At 60.5% G+C, this 15,775-nt stretch carries 19 protein-coding genes and 1 pseudogene; 9 read left to right on the forward strand and 11 right to left on the reverse strand.

The annotated features are described in order from the left end of the window. Window positions 1-9 precede the first annotated feature (9 nt). Entirely contained in the window at window positions 10-339 is a 330-nt protein-coding gene (locus KBY58_RS03020) for a nucleoside triphosphate pyrophosphohydrolase family protein (protein ID WP_255002799.1), read from the reverse strand. Between the two features lie 58 nt (window positions 340-397). On the opposite strand from KBY58_RS03020, the pseudogene pyk reads away from it, so the two are divergent. The 4 genes and pseudogenes from pyk to ftsH all read left to right on the forward strand — a co-directional run. After that, a pseudogene (gene pyk, locus KBY58_RS03025) lies at window positions 398-1,849 on the forward strand (pyruvate kinase); the annotation flags it as partial. Window positions 1,850-1,861: 12 nt separating this feature from the next. Next, on the forward strand, window positions 1,862-3,091 hold the full coding sequence (locus KBY58_RS03030) for an ABC transporter permease (RefSeq protein WP_255002800.1): 1,230 nt from the start codon (window positions 1,862-1,864) through the stop codon (window positions 3,089-3,091). Between the two features lie 124 nt (window positions 3,092-3,215). Beyond that, on the forward strand, window positions 3,216-3,491 hold the full coding sequence (locus tag KBY58_RS03035; protein WP_254933216.1) for a DUF1830 domain-containing protein: 276 nt from the start codon (window positions 3,216-3,218) through the stop codon (window positions 3,489-3,491). 67 nt (window positions 3,492-3,558) lie between these two features. After that, a complete protein-coding gene (gene ftsH / locus KBY58_RS03040; protein ID WP_254933215.1) occupies window positions 3,559-5,496 on the forward strand; it encodes an ATP-dependent zinc metalloprotease FtsH in 1,938 nt (645 codons plus the stop codon). Here ftsH and clpP read toward each other — a convergent pair. Further along, window positions 5,493-6,083: an ATP-dependent Clp endopeptidase proteolytic subunit ClpP gene (gene clpP / locus KBY58_RS03045; protein ID WP_254933214.1), complete on the reverse strand. Its 591-nt coding sequence runs from the start codon at window positions 6,081-6,083 to the stop codon at window positions 5,493-5,495. The genes ftsH and clpP overlap by 4 nt on opposite strands. 75 nt (window positions 6,084-6,158) lie before the next feature. Here clpP and psb29 point away from each other — a divergent pair, with 75 nt between their 5' ends. After that, window positions 6,159-6,905 carry a photosystem II biogenesis protein Psp29 gene (psb29, locus tag KBY58_RS03050; RefSeq protein ID WP_255002802.1) on the forward strand — a complete coding sequence of 249 codons (747 nt, stop codon included), beginning with the start codon at window positions 6,159-6,161 and terminating at the stop codon, window positions 6,903-6,905. On the opposite strand, the gene KBY58_RS03055 is transcribed toward psb29, so the two are convergent. Then, entirely contained in the window at window positions 6,862-8,241 is a 1,380-nt protein-coding gene (locus KBY58_RS03055; protein ID WP_255002803.1) for a hypothetical protein, read from the reverse strand. The two genes, psb29 and KBY58_RS03055, sit on opposite strands and share 44 nt — an antisense overlap. Window positions 8,242-8,389: 148 nt before the next feature. Further along, entirely contained in the window at window positions 8,390-8,491 is a 102-nt protein-coding gene (gene petN, locus KBY58_RS03060) for a cytochrome b6-f complex subunit PetN (protein ID WP_254933210.1), read from the reverse strand. 66 nt (window positions 8,492-8,557) lie between these two features. Between petN and clpS the strand changes: the two genes are divergently transcribed. Then, the gene (gene clpS / locus KBY58_RS03065; RefSeq protein ID WP_315858022.1) at window positions 8,558-8,866 is read left to right on the forward strand and encodes an ATP-dependent Clp protease adapter ClpS; all 309 of its coding nucleotides are present in this window, start codon (window positions 8,558-8,560) and stop codon (window positions 8,864-8,866) included. 12 nt (window positions 8,867-8,878) lie between these two features. Beyond that, window positions 8,879-9,163, forward strand: a complete 285-nt coding sequence (locus tag KBY58_RS03070) for a DUF2103 domain-containing protein (protein WP_255002805.1) — start codon at window positions 8,879-8,881, stop codon at window positions 9,161-9,163. Window positions 9,164-9,176: 13 nt separating this feature from the next. Here the strand turns inward: KBY58_RS03070 and KBY58_RS03075 are convergent, their stop codons facing one another. Continuing rightward, complete coding sequence (locus KBY58_RS03075) at window positions 9,177-9,581, reverse strand: hypothetical protein (RefSeq protein WP_254933208.1); 405 nt, start codon at window positions 9,579-9,581, stop codon at window positions 9,177-9,179. Between the two features lie 72 nt (window positions 9,582-9,653). Here KBY58_RS03075 and KBY58_RS03080 point away from each other — a divergent pair, with 72 nt between their 5' ends. Beyond that, window positions 9,654-10,301, forward strand: a complete 648-nt coding sequence (locus KBY58_RS03080; protein WP_255002806.1) for an NAD(P)H-dependent oxidoreductase — start codon at window positions 9,654-9,656, stop codon at window positions 10,299-10,301. On the opposite strand, the gene KBY58_RS03085 is transcribed toward KBY58_RS03080, so the two are convergent. The 6 genes from KBY58_RS03085 to KBY58_RS03110 all read right to left on the reverse strand — a co-directional run bounded on the left by KBY58_RS03085 (window position 10,298) and on the right by KBY58_RS03110 (window position 14,276). Continuing rightward, entirely contained in the window at window positions 10,298-10,450 is a 153-nt protein-coding gene (locus KBY58_RS03085) for a DUF2256 domain-containing protein (RefSeq protein WP_255002808.1), read from the reverse strand. The two genes, KBY58_RS03080 and KBY58_RS03085, sit on opposite strands and share 4 nt — an antisense overlap. An 18-nt stretch (window positions 10,451-10,468) precedes the next feature. Next, window positions 10,469-10,705 (reverse strand): high light inducible protein, encoded by a 237-nt coding sequence (locus KBY58_RS03090; RefSeq protein WP_255002809.1) that lies wholly within the window; start codon window positions 10,703-10,705, stop codon window positions 10,469-10,471. Window positions 10,706-10,944: 239 nt separating this feature from the next. Next, window positions 10,945-11,088: a chlorophyll a/b-binding protein gene (locus KBY58_RS03095; protein ID WP_254933204.1), complete on the reverse strand. Its 144-nt coding sequence runs from the start codon at window positions 11,086-11,088 to the stop codon at window positions 10,945-10,947. Between the two features lie 80 nt (window positions 11,089-11,168). Further along, entirely contained in the window at window positions 11,169-11,825 is a 657-nt protein-coding gene (locus KBY58_RS03100) for a DoxX family protein (RefSeq protein WP_255002812.1), read from the reverse strand. Window positions 11,826-12,003: 178 nt separating this feature from the next. Continuing rightward, window positions 12,004-13,578, reverse strand: coding sequence for a cryptochrome/deoxyribodipyrimidine photo-lyase family protein (locus KBY58_RS03105; protein ID WP_255002815.1), 1,575 nt, complete (start codon window positions 13,576-13,578; stop codon window positions 12,004-12,006). A 20-nt stretch (window positions 13,579-13,598) separates the two neighbouring features. After that, on the reverse strand, window positions 13,599-14,276 hold the full coding sequence (locus KBY58_RS03110) for a peroxiredoxin-like family protein (protein WP_409995710.1): 678 nt from the start codon (window positions 14,274-14,276) through the stop codon (window positions 13,599-13,601). Window positions 14,277-14,485: 209 nt separating this feature from the next. Here KBY58_RS03110 and KBY58_RS03115 point away from each other — a divergent pair, with 209 nt between their 5' ends. Next, complete coding sequence (locus KBY58_RS03115) at window positions 14,486-15,775, forward strand: cytochrome P450 (RefSeq protein ID WP_255002818.1); 1,290 nt, start codon at window positions 14,486-14,488, stop codon at window positions 15,773-15,775.

Here is a 15,775-nt window from a genome sequence, read left to right on the forward strand (position 1 = left end):
TAGTTCTCTTCAACGGTTATCGCCACTGCCTGAGATCACGTTACGGGCATCGCGACTGGCCAGTTTGTCGAGATTGGCCAGGGCGATTTGGTCGAGGTCTAGGCCCAGCTCAGTAGCCAGTTGGGCCACGTACCAGAGCACATCCCCCAATTCCAGCTTGAGGCTGGCCACCGCTTCGGCCGAAAAAACGCCGCCCTGGTCGCGCAGCACCTTCTTTACCTTGTCGGCCACTTCGCCCGCTTCACCACTCAGGCCAAGGGTGGGGTAGATCGGATTGGCACCGGCGCCGGGGTAGCGGGCGGTTGAGCGGGACTGCTGTTGGTAGGCCTGAAAGTCCATCGAAACGCCTGGGGATGGGAGCCCGGATGGTAGTTTCCGACTTACAGATGACCATCAGATGCCGAAGCCAGATCTGACTCGTCGTACCAAGATCGTGGCCACAATCGGTCCGGCCACCGAATCAGCTGAAATGCTGCGCGAGTTAATCGGGGCCGGCGCAACCACCTTCCGCCTCAATTTCTCCCACGGCGACCACAGCGAGCACGCTGCCCGCATCGCCACTATTCGCCAAGTTGGTGAAGAGCTAGGCATCCACGTTGCGATCCTGCAGGACCTGCAGGGCCCCAAAATTCGCCTGGGCCGCTTTGCCGCAGGCCCCATCACCCTGGCCAAGGGAGATCCCTTCACCCTTACATCCCGGAACGTTTCCTGCGACCAGAGCATCGCCAATGTCACCTACGACAAGTTGGCGGATGAAGTTGTGCCAGGCAGCAGGATCCTGCTCGACGACGGTCGGGTTGAAATGGTGGTCGACCGGGTCGACCAGGGCCTGCAAACCCTCTATTGCTCCGTGACAGTGGGAGGGGTGCTCTCCAACAACAAGGGGGTGAACTTCCCGGATGTGCAGCTCTCGATCCGCGCCCTTACCGATAAGGACCGGGTGGATCTGGAATTTGGTCTGGCCCAGGGGGTTGATTGGGTAGCCCTCAGCTTTGTGCGCAACCCCTCGGACATGCGCGAAATCCGCGACCTGATCCGCAGCCACGGCCATGAAACGCCAGTGGTGGCAAAGATTGAGAAGTTCGAAGCGATCGACCAGATCGACGACATCCTGCCCCTCTGCGATGGCGTGATGGTGGCCAGGGGTGACCTGGGGGTGGAGATGCCCGCCGAGGAGGTGCCGCTGCTGCAGAAGGAATTGATCCGCAAGGCCAACAGCATGGGCATTCCGGTGATTACCGCCACCCAAATGCTCGACTCGATGGTGTCTTGCCCCAGGCCCACCCGGGCCGAAGTGAGCGATGTGGCCAATGCCATTCTCGATGGCACCGATGCGGTGATGCTTTCAAACGAGAGTGCCGTGGGCGATTTCCCCGTGGAAGCTGTGGCCACCATGGCCACCATTGCCAGGCGCATTGAGCGGGACTACCCCCACCGGGTGGTTGACAACCACATGGCCTCAAGCATTTCCAATTCGATCTGCCAGGCCGTTGGCAGTATCGGCAGACAACTGAATGCGTCCGCAATCCTGCCGCTTACAAAATCCGGATCTACGGCCCGCAATGTGAGCAAGTTCCGCCCCAGCACCCCAATCCTGGCGATCACCAGCGAGAAGGATGTGGCCCGCCAGCTGCAGCTGGTCTGGGGCGTCAATCCCCTTTTAGTGGAGGAGCAGGACAGTCCGGCCCTGACCTTTGCGGTGGCCATTGACCAGGCCAAGCACCTTGGCCTGCTCCAGGATTCCGACCTTGTGGTTCAGACCGCCGGCACCGTGCTTGGGGTCAGTGGTTCGACTGATTTAGTTCAGGTGGGCACCGTGGCCGACATCCTGGGTAGGCGCACCTCGGTTTAGTAGGCAGCCATGGCCAAAAATCTGCCCCTGGCTGAAACCGTTGGGATGGCCTTGAGCACCCTCAGGGCAAACCGCTTGAGAAGTCTGCTGACGATGCTGGGCATCGTGATCGGCAACGCATCGGTGATCACCCTTGTGGGCGTGGGCAGGGGTGCCCAAAATCTCGCCGAAGGCCAGCTCAGCAACCTGGGGGCCAACGTGTTGTTTGTGGTGCCAGGCAACAACGACACCCGGCGTCAGGGCATCGACTTTCCCAAAACCCTCGTGCTTGAGGATGCCAAGGCAATCGCCGAGCAGGTGCCGAGCGTCAAAAGGGTGGCTCCCCAAATCACCCTTTCTGAGGTGGTCCAGGCGGGGGAGGTGAGCAGCTCCACCTCCATAGCCGGGGTGACCCCAGAGTTTTTACCGGTCCGCCAGTTCGAGGTGGCCCAGGGACGTTTTTTCAGCAAGGGCGATTTGGAGGGGGCCCGCAACCTGGCCGTGATTGGCCCGGATCTGGCCACCAAGCTCTTTGGCAACAAACCGGCGATTGGCCGCCAACTGCGGATTCGCAACCAACCCTTCGAGGTAATTGGCCTGCTCCAGGCCAAGGGTGCCGTATTTGGCCAAAACCAGGATGAGAACGCCTATGTGCCCCTGACCACCATGGTCAGCCAGCTGTCGGGCAGGGATCCCACCTATGGGGTGAGCCTCAATTTCATCAGTGTGGAAGCCCGGGATCAGGAGAGCACCGGGGCCGCCAGTTTTCAGATCACCAATCTGCTGCGGCAGCGGCACCGGATCCTGCGGGAGGACGACTTTGCCGTGCGCTCCCAGAAGGACGCCCTGACAATTGTGAGCACGATCACCGGTGGACTGACCCTGATGCTGGGGGCCATTGGCGCCGTTTCCCTGCTGGTGGGCGGCATCGGAATCATGAACATCATGTTGGTATCGGTTAGCGAACGCACCGAGGAAATCGGCCTGCGCAAGGCCCTTGGGGCCCGCAGTGGCGACGTGCTGTTGCAATTTCTGGTGGAATCCCTGGTGCTTTCAAGCCTGGGGGGCGTGATCGGCAGCGGCCTAGGCATGGGTGCCATTGGCATCGTGGCCGCCGTAACTCCCTTGCCCGCCACAATTGGGGCCGGCACGGTTTTGGTGACGGTGCTCCTCTCTGGCTCGATCGGCCTGTTTTTTGGGGTGGTGCCCGCCCGACGGGCAGCGCGCCTAGATCCGATCGCAGCCCTCCGCAGCCTATAGGCCAGCCGTGGAGATTGAACCGGCCAAAAACCAAAGAAATGCTGAAAAAGGCAAATCTGTGCCAACTGCTACGGGGGCAGTGGTTCTGGTGATGTCTTGATAGGGAGATATTTGGCAATTCATCGTGGAGCTCTTCGCCTGCGGCTACCGCAACGCAACCGATCGGATGGTGATCCTGCGCTGTGTTGGTCCTGAAGAGTTCTTTTTAGAGCGGGTGGTGTTTCCCTTCGACCTGCTCAGTTTTGAATGCCCCAAGAGCGCTGAAATTGAAATTTGGACCCACAGCCTGGGCGGACCAGAACTGGTGGAGCACTTTTTGGCCTCAACCCTGCTCCTGGAGCAACCCCAGCCCAAACCCCAGGAACAAGCCCAGCCCCAACAGCACTGGGTGGCAGCCTGATAGCCGGCTAGCAACTAAAACGGAGGTGGGGCGGCAACGTTACAGTTGTTAAACAAGTCTCTCAGCTATGAACCAGCGCTGGCGCCTGATTGCCCTCTGGGCCCTGCCCCTTGCAGTGGCCGCATTCTTCGGATGGCAGCTCCTCAGCTCTGGTGGAACGGCCCAACTGGGCAGCACCGGAGCTGCTCCAGCCACGGTGGCCCCCCGCAATGCTGCGGTTGCCCGCATGAGCTACGGCCGCTTCCTCGACTACGTGGACGCTGGCCGGGTAACGGCGGTGGATATTTTTGATGGCGGCCGCAGTGCCGTCATAGAGGCGGTAGATCCCGATCTCGACAACCGGGTTCAACGCCTAAGGGTCGACCTGCCTGGCCTGGCCCCTGAGCTGGTTAACAAGCTCAAGGAGCAGGGCATCAGCTTCGACATCCATCCCCCCAAGCCCACCCCACCAGTGCTGGGCCTGCTGGGCAACCTGCTCTTCCCCCTGCTCCTAATCGGCTCCCTAATCCTTCTGGCGCGCCGCTCCAACGGCATGCCAGGCGGCCCAGGCCAGGCGATGCAATTCGGCAAGACCAAGGCGCGCTTTGCCATGGAAGCCGAAACGGGCGTCAAATTTGACGACGTGGCTGGGGTCGAAGAGGCCAAACAGGACCTCCAAGAGGTGGTTACCTTCCTCAAGACGCCTGAGCGCTTCACCTCTGTGGGCGCAAAGATTCCCAAGGGTGTGCTTCTGGTGGGCCCCCCTGGTACGGGTAAAACCCTGCTTGCCAAAGCAATTGCCGGTGAAGCCGGCGTGCCCTTCTTCTCCCTTTCGGGTTCCGAATTTGTGGAGATGTTTGTGGGCGTGGGCGCCTCCCGGGTGCGCGACCTGTTTAAGCGGGCCAAGGAGAACAGCCCCTGCATCATCTTTATCGACGAAATTGATGCCGTTGGCCGTCAGCGGGGAGCTGGGGTAGGCGGTGGCAACGATGAGAGGGAGCAGACCCTCAACCAGTTGCTAACAGAGATGGATGGTTTTGAGGGCAATAGCGGCATCATCATCATTGCCGCCACCAACCGGGCCGATGTGCTCGATTCAGCCCTGCTTCGGCCTGGTCGCTTTGACCGTCAGGTGCAGGTGGATGTGCCTGATATCAAGGGCAGGCTTTCAATTCTGAATGTGCACTCCCGCGACAAGAAACTTGCCGATGATGTAAGTCTTGAGGCCATTGCCAGGCGCACCCCCGGCTTCTCGGGAGCCGATCTAGCAAACCTGCTGAATGAGGCGGCAATCCTTACCGCTCGCCGCCGCAAGGAGGCAACTGGCCTAGCTGAAATCGACGATGCCGTTGATCGGATCATCGCCGGCATGGAGGGCAAGCCCCTCACCGATGGCCGTAGCAAGCGCCTGATCGCCTACCACGAGGTCGGCCACGCCCTAGTGGGCACCCTGGTTAAGGCCCATGATCCAGTCCAAAAGGTCACCCTGATTCCCCGGGGCCAAGCCCAGGGCCTCACCTGGTTTTCCCCAGATGAGGAGCAGATGCTGGTGAGTCGCTCCCAATTGCGGGCCCGCATCATGGGTGCCCTCGGCGGCAGGGCTGCAGAAGATGTGGTCTTTGGCTACGCAGAAGTAACCACAGGGGCAGGCGGCGACATCCAGCAGGTGGCCTCCATTGCACGCCAAATGGTTACCCGTTTCGGCATGAGCGAGGTCGGCCAGTTTTCCCTTGAGGCTGGCAACCAGGAGGTATTCCTTGGCCGCGACCTGATGACCCGCAGCGACGGTTCCGATCGACTCGCCAGCAAGGTTGACGATGCCGTGCGGGAGATGGTCCACAATTGCTACGCAGAGACCGTGAGCCTGGTGGCCGCCCACCGCGACTGCATGGATCGGGTTGTGGAACTGCTGATTGAGAAGGAAAGCCTTGATGGCGACGAGTTCCGGGCCATCGTCAGCGAGTTCGCCACCATCCCTGAGAAGGAGCGTTATTCACCCCTGCTCAAGGATTCTGCAGCCTCCTAAACAGGGCGCACCGGGCGCTTTTCGATCACCTTGTCGATGAGGCCATAGGCCACCGCCTCAGCCGGAGACATGAAGAAGTCACGGTCGGTGTCTTCTTCAATGCGGCTGAGGGGCTGGCTGGTGCGGTCGGCCAACTCTTGGTTGAGCTTTTTCTTGAGATAGAGAATCTCATCGGCCTGGATGCGGATATCGCTGGCCTGGCCCCTAGCCCCGCCAAGGGGCTGGTGAATCATGATCCGCGAGTGGGTAAGGCTGCTGCGTTTGCCCCTGGTGCCAGCACAGAGCAGGAAGGCACCCATCGAGGCTGCTAGGCCCACACACACGGTCTGCACATCGGGCTTGATGTGCTGCATGGTGTCAAAGATGCCGAGGCCGTCATATACGGAGCCCCCCGGGGAGTTGATGTACATGAAAATATCTTTTTCGGGATCCTCCGCCTCCAGAAACAGCAATTGGGCCACAACCCGATTGGCTGATTCGGCAGTGACCGGTTCGCCGAGGAAGATGATGCGCTCCCGCAGCAGACGGGAATAGATGTCGAATGCCCTTTCGCCTCTGCCCGACTCTTCAATGACAATCGGGATCATGGGGCAAGTCTGAAATCTGGGTCGATCTTACTGATCTTGAGCCGCTAGGGTCGTCGGACCCTTAGGAGTACAAGCGTGGGCGTTGCCCTAACCGTTGCCGATAGCAAGCGCGCCTTCCACCAGGCCTTCCCCTATGTGATTGCTCCGCTGCACCGCCGCATGGTGGACGAGCTGTTGGTGGAATTGCACCTGCTGAGCCGGCAACAGGGCTTCCAGGCCGATTCGCTCTTTGCCTGCGGCCTGATCCAGGTATTTGACGGCTTTGCCAAGGGCTACAAGCCCGAAGGCCATCGCCAGGCACTGCTCTCAGCCCTCTGCAGTGCCTCGGGTTTCGATGCCCAGAAGCTGCGCCAGCAGGCTGAATCCGCCATGGCTGCCATGGGTGAGCACAGTGTTGATGCGGTAAAGCAATGGGTTGAGCAGCAGGGCAAGGGGGCTCCCCAGCCCCTGGCCTCGGCACTTGCCAGCATCCAGCGGCCAGATTTCCACTACTCCAGGCTGATGGCCGTTGGTCTTTTGTGCCTGCTTGAGCAGGCCCAGGGCGCCGACGCCATGGACCAGGCAGCCCTGCGCAGCTATGCCCACGACCTGGGCGCATCGATGGGCTTCATGCGCGATCGCCTCGACAAGGACATCAGCCTCTATGCCACCAACCTGGAGAAGATGGCCCAGGCGGTTGAATTAATGGAAGAAACCCTCGCCGCTGATCGCCGCAAGCGCGAACGGATTCTTGAGGAAAGCAAGGCCGGGGCTGCTGCTGCAGCCAGTGGAGAAGCGGCTAGCGAAGGCGATCCCATTGCAAGCGCCCCGACAGCGGGCTGAGGGGTTGGGATGGGGCACCACCCGCGGCCAGCTCTAGCTGGAGGGACCTCTGCACGGCGGCCGGCAAATCGGGGGGCAACAGGTTCAGCCGGGCTAGGGCCGCTGGCCTGAGGCGGAGCTCTGTTTGGGTATAGGAGCCAGCGGGATCGGGGCCAGCTTGATCGGGGCCAGCTTGATCGGGGCCAGCTTGATCGGGGCCAAGGAAAACCAGGAGCTCGGGGTCACGGCCCGCTTGGACGAGCCAGCGCCAGCCACCCAACAGGACTCCGTCGCCATTGCGCCACTGGGCCGCAGGCAGGGCATTGGAGCGGATTGTCGCAGAGGGCGAACTGGGGACTGCAGGTCCGTCGCTCAGGCCTTGGGCTAGCAAGGGTTGGCGCAGGCCCTGGAGAATCTCTGCCCAGGCCCGTCGCTGATTGCCAACGGCCAGGTGCAATTGCAAAGCTGCCTGGAAGGGCCCCTTGGCCACGGGCCTGAGCTGCAGAACAAATGGGGTTTTGCGGATTACGGCGAGCTGGGCAGCGCCGAGGCCATAGCGGTCCTGCAGGGGCTGGCGAACCAACTGGCGGTTCAACAAACCATCGAGCAGGATTCCCAGGCCAGGGCCGCCCATTTCGAGCAAAACCTTGGCATCGAGGGGTTTGCTGCTGTTGCTGGGGGAAGACGCCCTCAGGCCATCCACCCAGAGGCCCTCGGTGGCGGTGCTCTCCCCGGAAAACAGGAGCTGGTTACCTTGCAGCTCAAAGCTCATGCAGCCCTGCTGGAAGCGCTGCAACAGGGGAGCTATCGGACCAAGCAGGGCCCCCAGGCCGGCCGGGCGCCAGTAAACGGACTGTTGCTGTTGGAGCCGGCCCAGACAGCGCTGATCCAGGCCCCTGCCCCGCCTTTGCTTGGTGCGTAACTCCCCGCCCAACAGCTTCTGGGAAAGGGGATCTGGAGCTACAACCAGGAGGTCATCGACCCGCAGGCTGTTGGCAGGAAGCTGGCGTTGGGCCTGGCTGGAAAGGGCCGCCCAGGAAATAGCGAGGAATGGCTGGCCATTGCCGTGTTCAGCCCAGAATTGCCACCACAGACCGGGGCGATTCCAGGCCTGGTTGGCAAGTTGGGGGCCCAGCAACTGCTGCCAAAGGGGCGGCGTAGCCACACCGGGCTGAACCGGAAAGCTCTGCAGCAGGGATGCGTGGCCGAGTAGGCGCTCCAGTCCCTGGGCCCTGGGCCTGGGGAACAGGGACAGGGATAGGGCCGGCAAGATCACCAGCAGGCCTACCGCTGCAGAAGTTGCCCTTAGCTGCGACGGGAAGTTGGGCCAGCCTTGCGCCGCCGTCTGTCGCGCCATTCAACTGTGGAGAGATAGATAACTCCGCCGCTGACAAAGACCAAAAGCACTACGGCCAGGCCTGAGAGCAGCTGGGAGCTTGAAATTGAGAGCTCAGCCAAAGCTAGGGATCGCCGAAGGAAGGCTCAAAAATCGCGCTGACAGCAGCTCAGAACTTGATGCTGTTGTCGCCATGGCGACCCCAAACAACCATGGCGATCGAGAAGCTGAACAGGGCTGCAAGCGACGCCCAACCAGCGGTAATCAGCATGGTGTCAAACAAAAGCTGACGGCAGCTTACCTAGGCTGGGATCTGGAGCGAGCCCCTGCCTTGGCCATATCCCCCAATTTTGTAGCAGCTGTTCAAGGACGCCAGGCTGTTCAAGAGAGAAGCCTGGTGCGGGCCCCCTATCCCAATTTCAAGGTTGTGGTGCTCAACGATGAGGTCAATACCTTTGAGCATGTGGTGGATTGCCTGGTGCGTTACATCCCTGCCATGCAGCCCGACCAGGCCTGGGAATTAGCCCACAGGATTGACCAGGAGGGGGTAGCGATCGTTTGGAGCGGGCCCCAGGAGCAGGCCGAGCTCTACCACCAGCAACTCGGCGCCGAGGGACTCACCATGGCTCCCCTCGAGGCGGCCTAACCGAGGACAGCAATGGGTCGCCTGGTCATCACCCACAGCACCTATGTGGAGGGGCTGATCCCCCTGCTGCAAAAGCTGGTCAAGGAACCGGGGATTGAAACCATCACCCCGGCGGTGATCAGCCGGGTACGGGGGCGGTCAATTGGTTTGCGGCTACGGGTATCGGCGCCGATTCGGGGGGGCTACAAGCTGATGGCCCGCCGGGGCACAAGTGCCCAGGAGGTTTTTGTGGTTTGCAACTGGAGTCAGGAGCTGCTGCAGGATCGGCTCAATAACCTGGCGGCCGACGCCAGCTAGGGCCAGCTGATTGCTAGGGCTGGGGTGCGGGGGTAAACGAGCGTTCGTAGACCGCTGGAGTGCGAAAGAGGGCCCAGGCTCCGCCCTCTCGAAACCATGGTTCAACCATCAATTCGAGGCTGTCTGGCTCGATTTGCCAGCGCTGCAGCAGATAGGTGCGGTAGTTGGAGAGGGTTGTTTGGCCTGCCTGCCAATGGACCACGGCAAAGCCTTCCGATCGAACCCGCAACACGCCTTCGCTGGATTCCTGAACCGTTTCCTCCAGGAGAAATGTTCGGAAGTTGGCCAGGGGCTCTGCACTGGCCGCGGGGGTGGTTTCGAGGGGGTACTTGCGCAGGTACAGCTGGCGTGCCTTGGCAAATAGGGGGCTCGGTGCCAGGGAAAGCAGGGAGCCAAAGGCGTTCTGGAAGACAGGCATCGCTAACGGAAGGGTGGTGCAGTCAGGGGAGCCAAGGCCCACAATGACGCTCGAGCATCCCTAGTTCGAGCCATGGCGATCACTGCCCAGCAGCTAAACGAAGCCCTGGCCTGGCGCTACGCCACCAAGGTGTTTGATCCCCAGCGGCAGATCGACGCCAGCACCTGGGCCGCCCTGGAAAACAGCCTGGTCCAGAGCCCGTCTAGCTATGGCCTACAGCCCTGGAAGTTTTTGGTGATAACTAACCCAGCGGTGAGGGCTGAGTTGCGGCCCCATTCCTGGAATCAAAGCCAAATCACCGATGGCTCCCACCTGGTGGTGTTTTTGGCCGAGCGCACCATTCAGGCGGCCGAAGCCGATCGCTTGATCAGCTGCATGGCCGATACCAGAGCGGTGGAAAGTGAATCGCTTGGCTTTTACCGGGAAATGATCGCCAAGGACCTGATCAACGGTCCCCGCAGCCAACAAATTGGCCAATGGGCCAGCAACCAGGTGTATATCGCCCTTGGCACATTTATGGCCGCTGCGGCATTACTGGAGGTGGATACGTGCCCGATTGAGGGTTTTTCACCCGCCGAATACGACCGGATCCTGAAACTGGAGGAAAGCCCCTATCGCAGCTGCGTGGTCTGTGCAGCGGGCTATCGAGATGCAAGTGACAAATACGCCAGCCTGGCCAAAGTGCGCTACCCGGCGGGCGAACTAATTGACCACATCTAATAACCTTTCGGGGCAGGGGATCGTCTGCGGCGGCATCGCTCCGAGCAATAGCGCACCTCTTCCCAGACGGCCTTCCATTTTTTGCGCCATTGAAAAGCCCGACCACAGGCCGGGCAAATTTTGGTTGGTCGCCCGATGTGATCAGCCATCAGGTGGATAAGTAGCCCTTAGAAACAGAAGGGCAAAAACTGGGTGCGGCAGGCAGCAAAGCCGTCAACCAGAGCTCCCAGGCCAATTTGATGGGCAATACCAGAACCAGTGAGGCCTTCTGTGATGATGCCGATCACAATGCCAACCATGGCGGCGCGACCATTAAAAAGTTCAACTAGCTTGAGTTGTTCCATAAGGATCAGTTCCTCTGCCCGATGCTCCAGCCATTCGCGGCCTGCAGGTGAATCGGTCATGTTTTTTCTCGGGTGCCCAGAACGGGTAAGGGTGGGGAAAGAATCAACCAGCTAAATCCGGCTGGCTCAGGGCTGTAATCACCCAAGAGCCAAAAAGCAAAACGGTGATTGCCGCGACCATCAGGATCTCTGAGAAAGGTCGGTGGGGCGGCTAAGCACGTAAGTACTCATGCCACCAAAAACAACTACTAGGCCAATCAAAAAGGCAATAGCAGCGGTGTAATCGGTGTCCATGGCTATCAACCCAAGCCGATTTGGGAAAGGATGCCCTGGCCCGTAAGCAGCTCGGTGCCCAGGCCAATCACGAAGCCGAGCATGGCTAGGCGACCATTCCAGGTTTCAGCGAATTCAACAAAACCGAAGCGGGAGGTGGAATCAGCCATGGGTGTTGCGGATTGTTACGAAAACTGTAACGCATTGTGACAGGCGTTGGCAAGCCAGGGATCTGATGCCCCTGCCAGATTCAGCCAACCCGATCGAAGGCCTCCACCGGGATGGCCGCTGGGGTAAACGCTTCCGAGGCCGCCGAATCCCCAGATTCCGGAGCAGGGTTGATTGAATCAAGGGATTCCAAAACTTGGGGCAGCATCGCGGCGTCAAAGGAGAAGCGCCCTGGACCGTTAAACAGCAACGCCAAACTGCCGCCCAGATAGAGCACCACCAGCTCCAGCACGTAAATGTTCAGGCCAGCCGTGAGGATGTGTTGGTAGGCAGCCGTTGCCATGGTGCCGGTGAGGGCCAGGGCTCCAATCGGCGTAAGGAGTCCGAGGATCACAAGCCAGCTGCCAATCAACTCTGAGAAACCGGCGGCATAGGCAAAAAACAGGGGGAAAGGCAGGTGCAACGAGGCCACGTAGGTGCTGGCAAATTGCTGCGGGTCTGCGAGTTTCTCCTGGCCGTGGTGGATCATCATCACGCCGATGCTGAGACGCAGCAGCAAAAGACCAAAGGAAGCAAGTTTTCCTGGGCCTGTCAGGTAGGAGAGGAGGGTTGGCCTGATTCGAGCCAATCCCGCCAATACGGAATTACGGGGCGAAGGCAGACTCTGGCTCGCTAGCCAGAGGGCGAAGCAGCCCCCCGCAAAGCCCCCGATCAGCTCCAGCAGCAAGGAAGTTGACATTGCAAAAAAGCATTTATTAAATCTTGGCAGGCCAAATTAAGAATCGTGAAGCAGGCGGACCATGGGCGCCCATTCCAGTCAAGCCAGTAACTCTCAGCCCCTAGGCCCAGATCCAAAGCCCTAGCCAGACCCGCCTGGGCCGGCAAATGTAACCAGGTCGTTACAAAGGGTCGGAGCTTCAGGCCAGGTCAAGGCATAGCTGACCTTCGGCCTCCAACCGGGCTGCTCTGCTGCTGGAACCGGAGCGCCTGGAACCAGAACGCCTGGAACCATGGCTCCTGGCACCAGCACGCCTGGAGCCATGGCGTTGGTGGATGGCACTGGCCAAGGCCGAAAATCCCTCCTGCTGGCGCAGGGCCCAGATCTTGCTACGGGCAGTGGCTGCAGCTTCTACCCAGTCGACGATCGGCAGTGGGTAGCTGGAGCCCAACAGGCAGCCCACCCGCTCCTGGGTTGGCAGATCCATGGTCCAAGGCCGATGGAGATACACAGCCGGCAACTGGCGCAATTCGGGTATCCAGCGACGGATGAACTGGCCCTGGGGATCGTGGTCGAGGCCCTGCTTGAGGGGGTTGTAGATGCGAATTGAATTGATGCCGGTGGTGCCCGATTGCATTTGACACTGGCTCCAGTGGATTCCGGGCTCGTAATCCACAAACAACCGGGCCAGGTGGAGACCGCTCTCCTGCCAGGGGAGCCACAGCTGGTAGCTGGCCACCGAAACCAACATTGCCCGCATCCGGAAATTGAGCCAGCCGGTGGCAATTAAGGACCGCATGCAGGCATCCACAAATGGCAGGCCAGTGCGACCGGTTGCCCAGGCCGTAAGTCGTTCTGGATCGCTGCTGCGGAGCTGGGCCGTGGCGGGATGGAGCTCGCGATATTCGAGGCTGGGCTGGCTTTCGAGCTTCTGAATGAAGTGACAATGCCAGTGAAGGCGCTCGTCAAAGCGCTGTAGGGAGCGGCTCCAGTAGCGGTCCCCGGTTCCATCTGCCAAGCCAGCGCGACGCTGCCGGGTCTGCTGCACCACCTCGCGCAAAGAAAGGGTTCCCCAGCTGAGATGCGGTGAAAGGCGCGAGCAACTGACCACTGCCGTGCTCGGGTTTGAAAGTTCAGATTGGTAGCGGCGACTCCGTTTGGCCAAAAAACTCTGCAGCTCCCCTATCCCCTGGCTGCGACCGCCCAGCTGACGACCAGGACATGGATCCGGCGCCAGGGCTAACTCCTGGGAGCTCGGGATGGGTCCGGGCTCCAGGCCGGAAAGGGTCTCGAGTTGGGGCGGCGGAGCAACCAGATCCTCGGCCATGCGCCCCTCCCAACGGCGTGCCCAGCCCTGCCGGCTTGCCAGCCGTCGACTTACACCGAACTGGGGAATTTCCTGCCACTCGATCGAGTGATGCTTTGCCCAGGTCGCCACCCGCAGATCACGGGCGTAGGTCCAACCATTGCCGGTTTCCTCATGGCTCCATAGGCCGGCAATACCAAACTGGCGATGGGCACGCTCCAGTACCTGCTCCACCTTGCCGGCACGCACGACCAGGGGTTGGCCAAGGCGGGCCAGGCAATCGCGCAACTCCAGCAGGCTTTCTCGGCAAAACAGCCATTGGCGCTCCGAGCTATCGGGCTGCTGCCAGTAGTCGGGCTCCACCACATACAGGGGCAGCACCGCACCACGCCGACTCGCCTCCACAAGGGGGCGATGGTCTGCGGTGCGCAGATCCCGCTTAAACCACACAACCTGTAGGGGGCCCATAGGGAGGCGTACCGACTTATTCAGCCGAGGAAGGGATCCAGGAAGCTGAGGGGTCTGGCCATGGTTTCGGAAAAACCAAGGATGCCCTTGTCTAGGTAGCCATAGAGGAGGGAGTCGTCTGCATCCAGCAGGAAGGTGCCACCCCGCTGGGTGAGGAAGTCGTCGCAGGGCACATAGGTGCGCCAGTGGCCCAGCACCTCAGCCATGTTGCGCAACCTGACGGTGGCCAACTCAAAGGGGCGCTGGAATCCAGTGCCACCAGCTCGTGCAAAGAACGAACCCTTGATCGGCGGCAGGGGCCCGGCCTGGATGGTTTCATCGTCGGCGATGCGCTGGGGGGCTTGGCGATCGCCCGTATAACCGCGCAACACCTCAGCCAAGGTGCCGGGAGAGCCAATGCCGGCACACATCAAAAGTAGGTTTGGCCAGGGTCCACCGATCTGGCCTAACCCCGGATACAGCCCTAGGTCACGGTGCAGTTGGGGTTCGGCGTCGACAAGCAGTCGATCGCGGGGGAATCCAGTGAACTCGCAAAAGCGGTCGGCACCGGCAGCCTGGCCGATGCCGATCGCCAACACGGAGATGCCGGCGGACTCCAGTTTCGGCAGCACAGGCACCAGGACCTGGGCGTATTCGATGCTGTCAAAATCCCCCAGCTGGGGAAGAAGTAGCACTAGGCGGCGCCGCCCAGGCCCCATCTCGGCCACGCCAGCCAGACGCTCAAGCAGGGGCGCAGGACCGGGATTGGCAGGGCTGGACATGGGGACAGGTTGCAACAAGGCAGTTCATGTTGGCGCGCCCAAGCGGGCAGTTCGCCGTAGCGATTAGACAACCTCGTAATTGCCCTGGAGGTTGCCTGTTGACAAAAGAAGCCGCCACGCTTCGACCAATGCCAATCACACCTGCTGTGACTGGAATAATCGAAACCCTCTCCTTCCTGCGTGATCCAAATTTCGCCCTTTCGCGCTTTGAGCGCTACGGCGATGTCTATGGCACCACCCTTTTGGGGCAGCGCACAGTTTTTATTAGGGGCGAGAGGGCGATCCAGGACCTCTTCGCCCAGGGCGATGCCATAGAGGGCTGGTGGCCAGACAGCGTGCGCAACCTGCTGGGCCCCCTATCCCTGGCAAATCGAAATGGGGCCGAGCACAGAGCCCGTCGCCGTGTTGTGGGGCAGCTGTTTACTACAGCTGCCCTTAGGCGCTACAGCCCGGCAATCGTGAAACTGGTAGATGAACTCCGGCAAGATTTACTCGCCGAAGCAAATCCCGTTGCTCTGGTTCCAAAGCTGAGGCGATTTGCTTTCAGCGTGATTGCCAGCACGGTTTTAGGGCTCAATGCTGTTGATCGCGAAGACCTCTTCGTTGACTTCGAAACCTGGTGTCAGGGCCTTTTTTCCCTGCCATTTGCCCTGCCAGGTAGTGCCTACTCCCGTGCGCTTCAGGCTCGCCAACGGCTACTTAGAAGACTGTTGAAACTGCTGGGGGAGGCCCAGGAAGCCGCAGCGAAAGGATCTGCCCTCGCCAGCGGTGGGCTCGACCTACTTGCTGGCGGCCTGGATGAAGCTGGCCTCAGCCTGGGCGATGAAGACGTAGCAGAACAACTGCTATTGCTGTTATTTGCCGGCTACGAAACCACAGCTTCATCCCTTAGCTGTCTGCTGTTGAATTTGCTGGAGCACCCTGAAGAGTTGGCTTGGCTTCAAGGGGAGCTGGCTGAATTGGCCTGGCCTCCGAGCGAAGGGGAGGCCGCAACGGCCTACGACGCAAGCCGAGCCCCAAGACTTGATGCCGTTTTGAAGGAAGTGATGAGGCTTGCCCCGCCCGTGGGCGGCTTCTTTCGCAAAACCCTGGAGCCAATTGTGTTGGCAGATGTGCTGGTACCGGCCAACAGGGTGGTGCAGGTAAGCATCAGCGCCAGCCATCTCCACGGCAACAACGAAGAAGATCTTGGAAACTTCCAGCCCAAGCGCCATTACGACCGATGCAGTTCTGCAACCCTGCTGCCCTTTGGAGGTGGCGAACGGGTCTGCCTTGGCAAGGCCCTGGCTGAGCTGGAAATTCGCCTACTGGCAGTAGGGATTCTCAAGCAGTTGAGCCTGGCATTGGAACCGGAACAGGACCTGACGCTCAAGGTGATTCCCAGCCCTTCTCCCAGGGATGGTCTGCTGGTGCGATCGGGCCCAAGGCCATCCTGA

This window comes from Cyanobium sp. HWJ4-Hawea (assembly GCF_024345815.1).
Taxonomy (GTDB): domain Bacteria; phylum Cyanobacteriota; class Cyanobacteriia; order PCC-6307; family Cyanobiaceae; genus Cyanobium_A.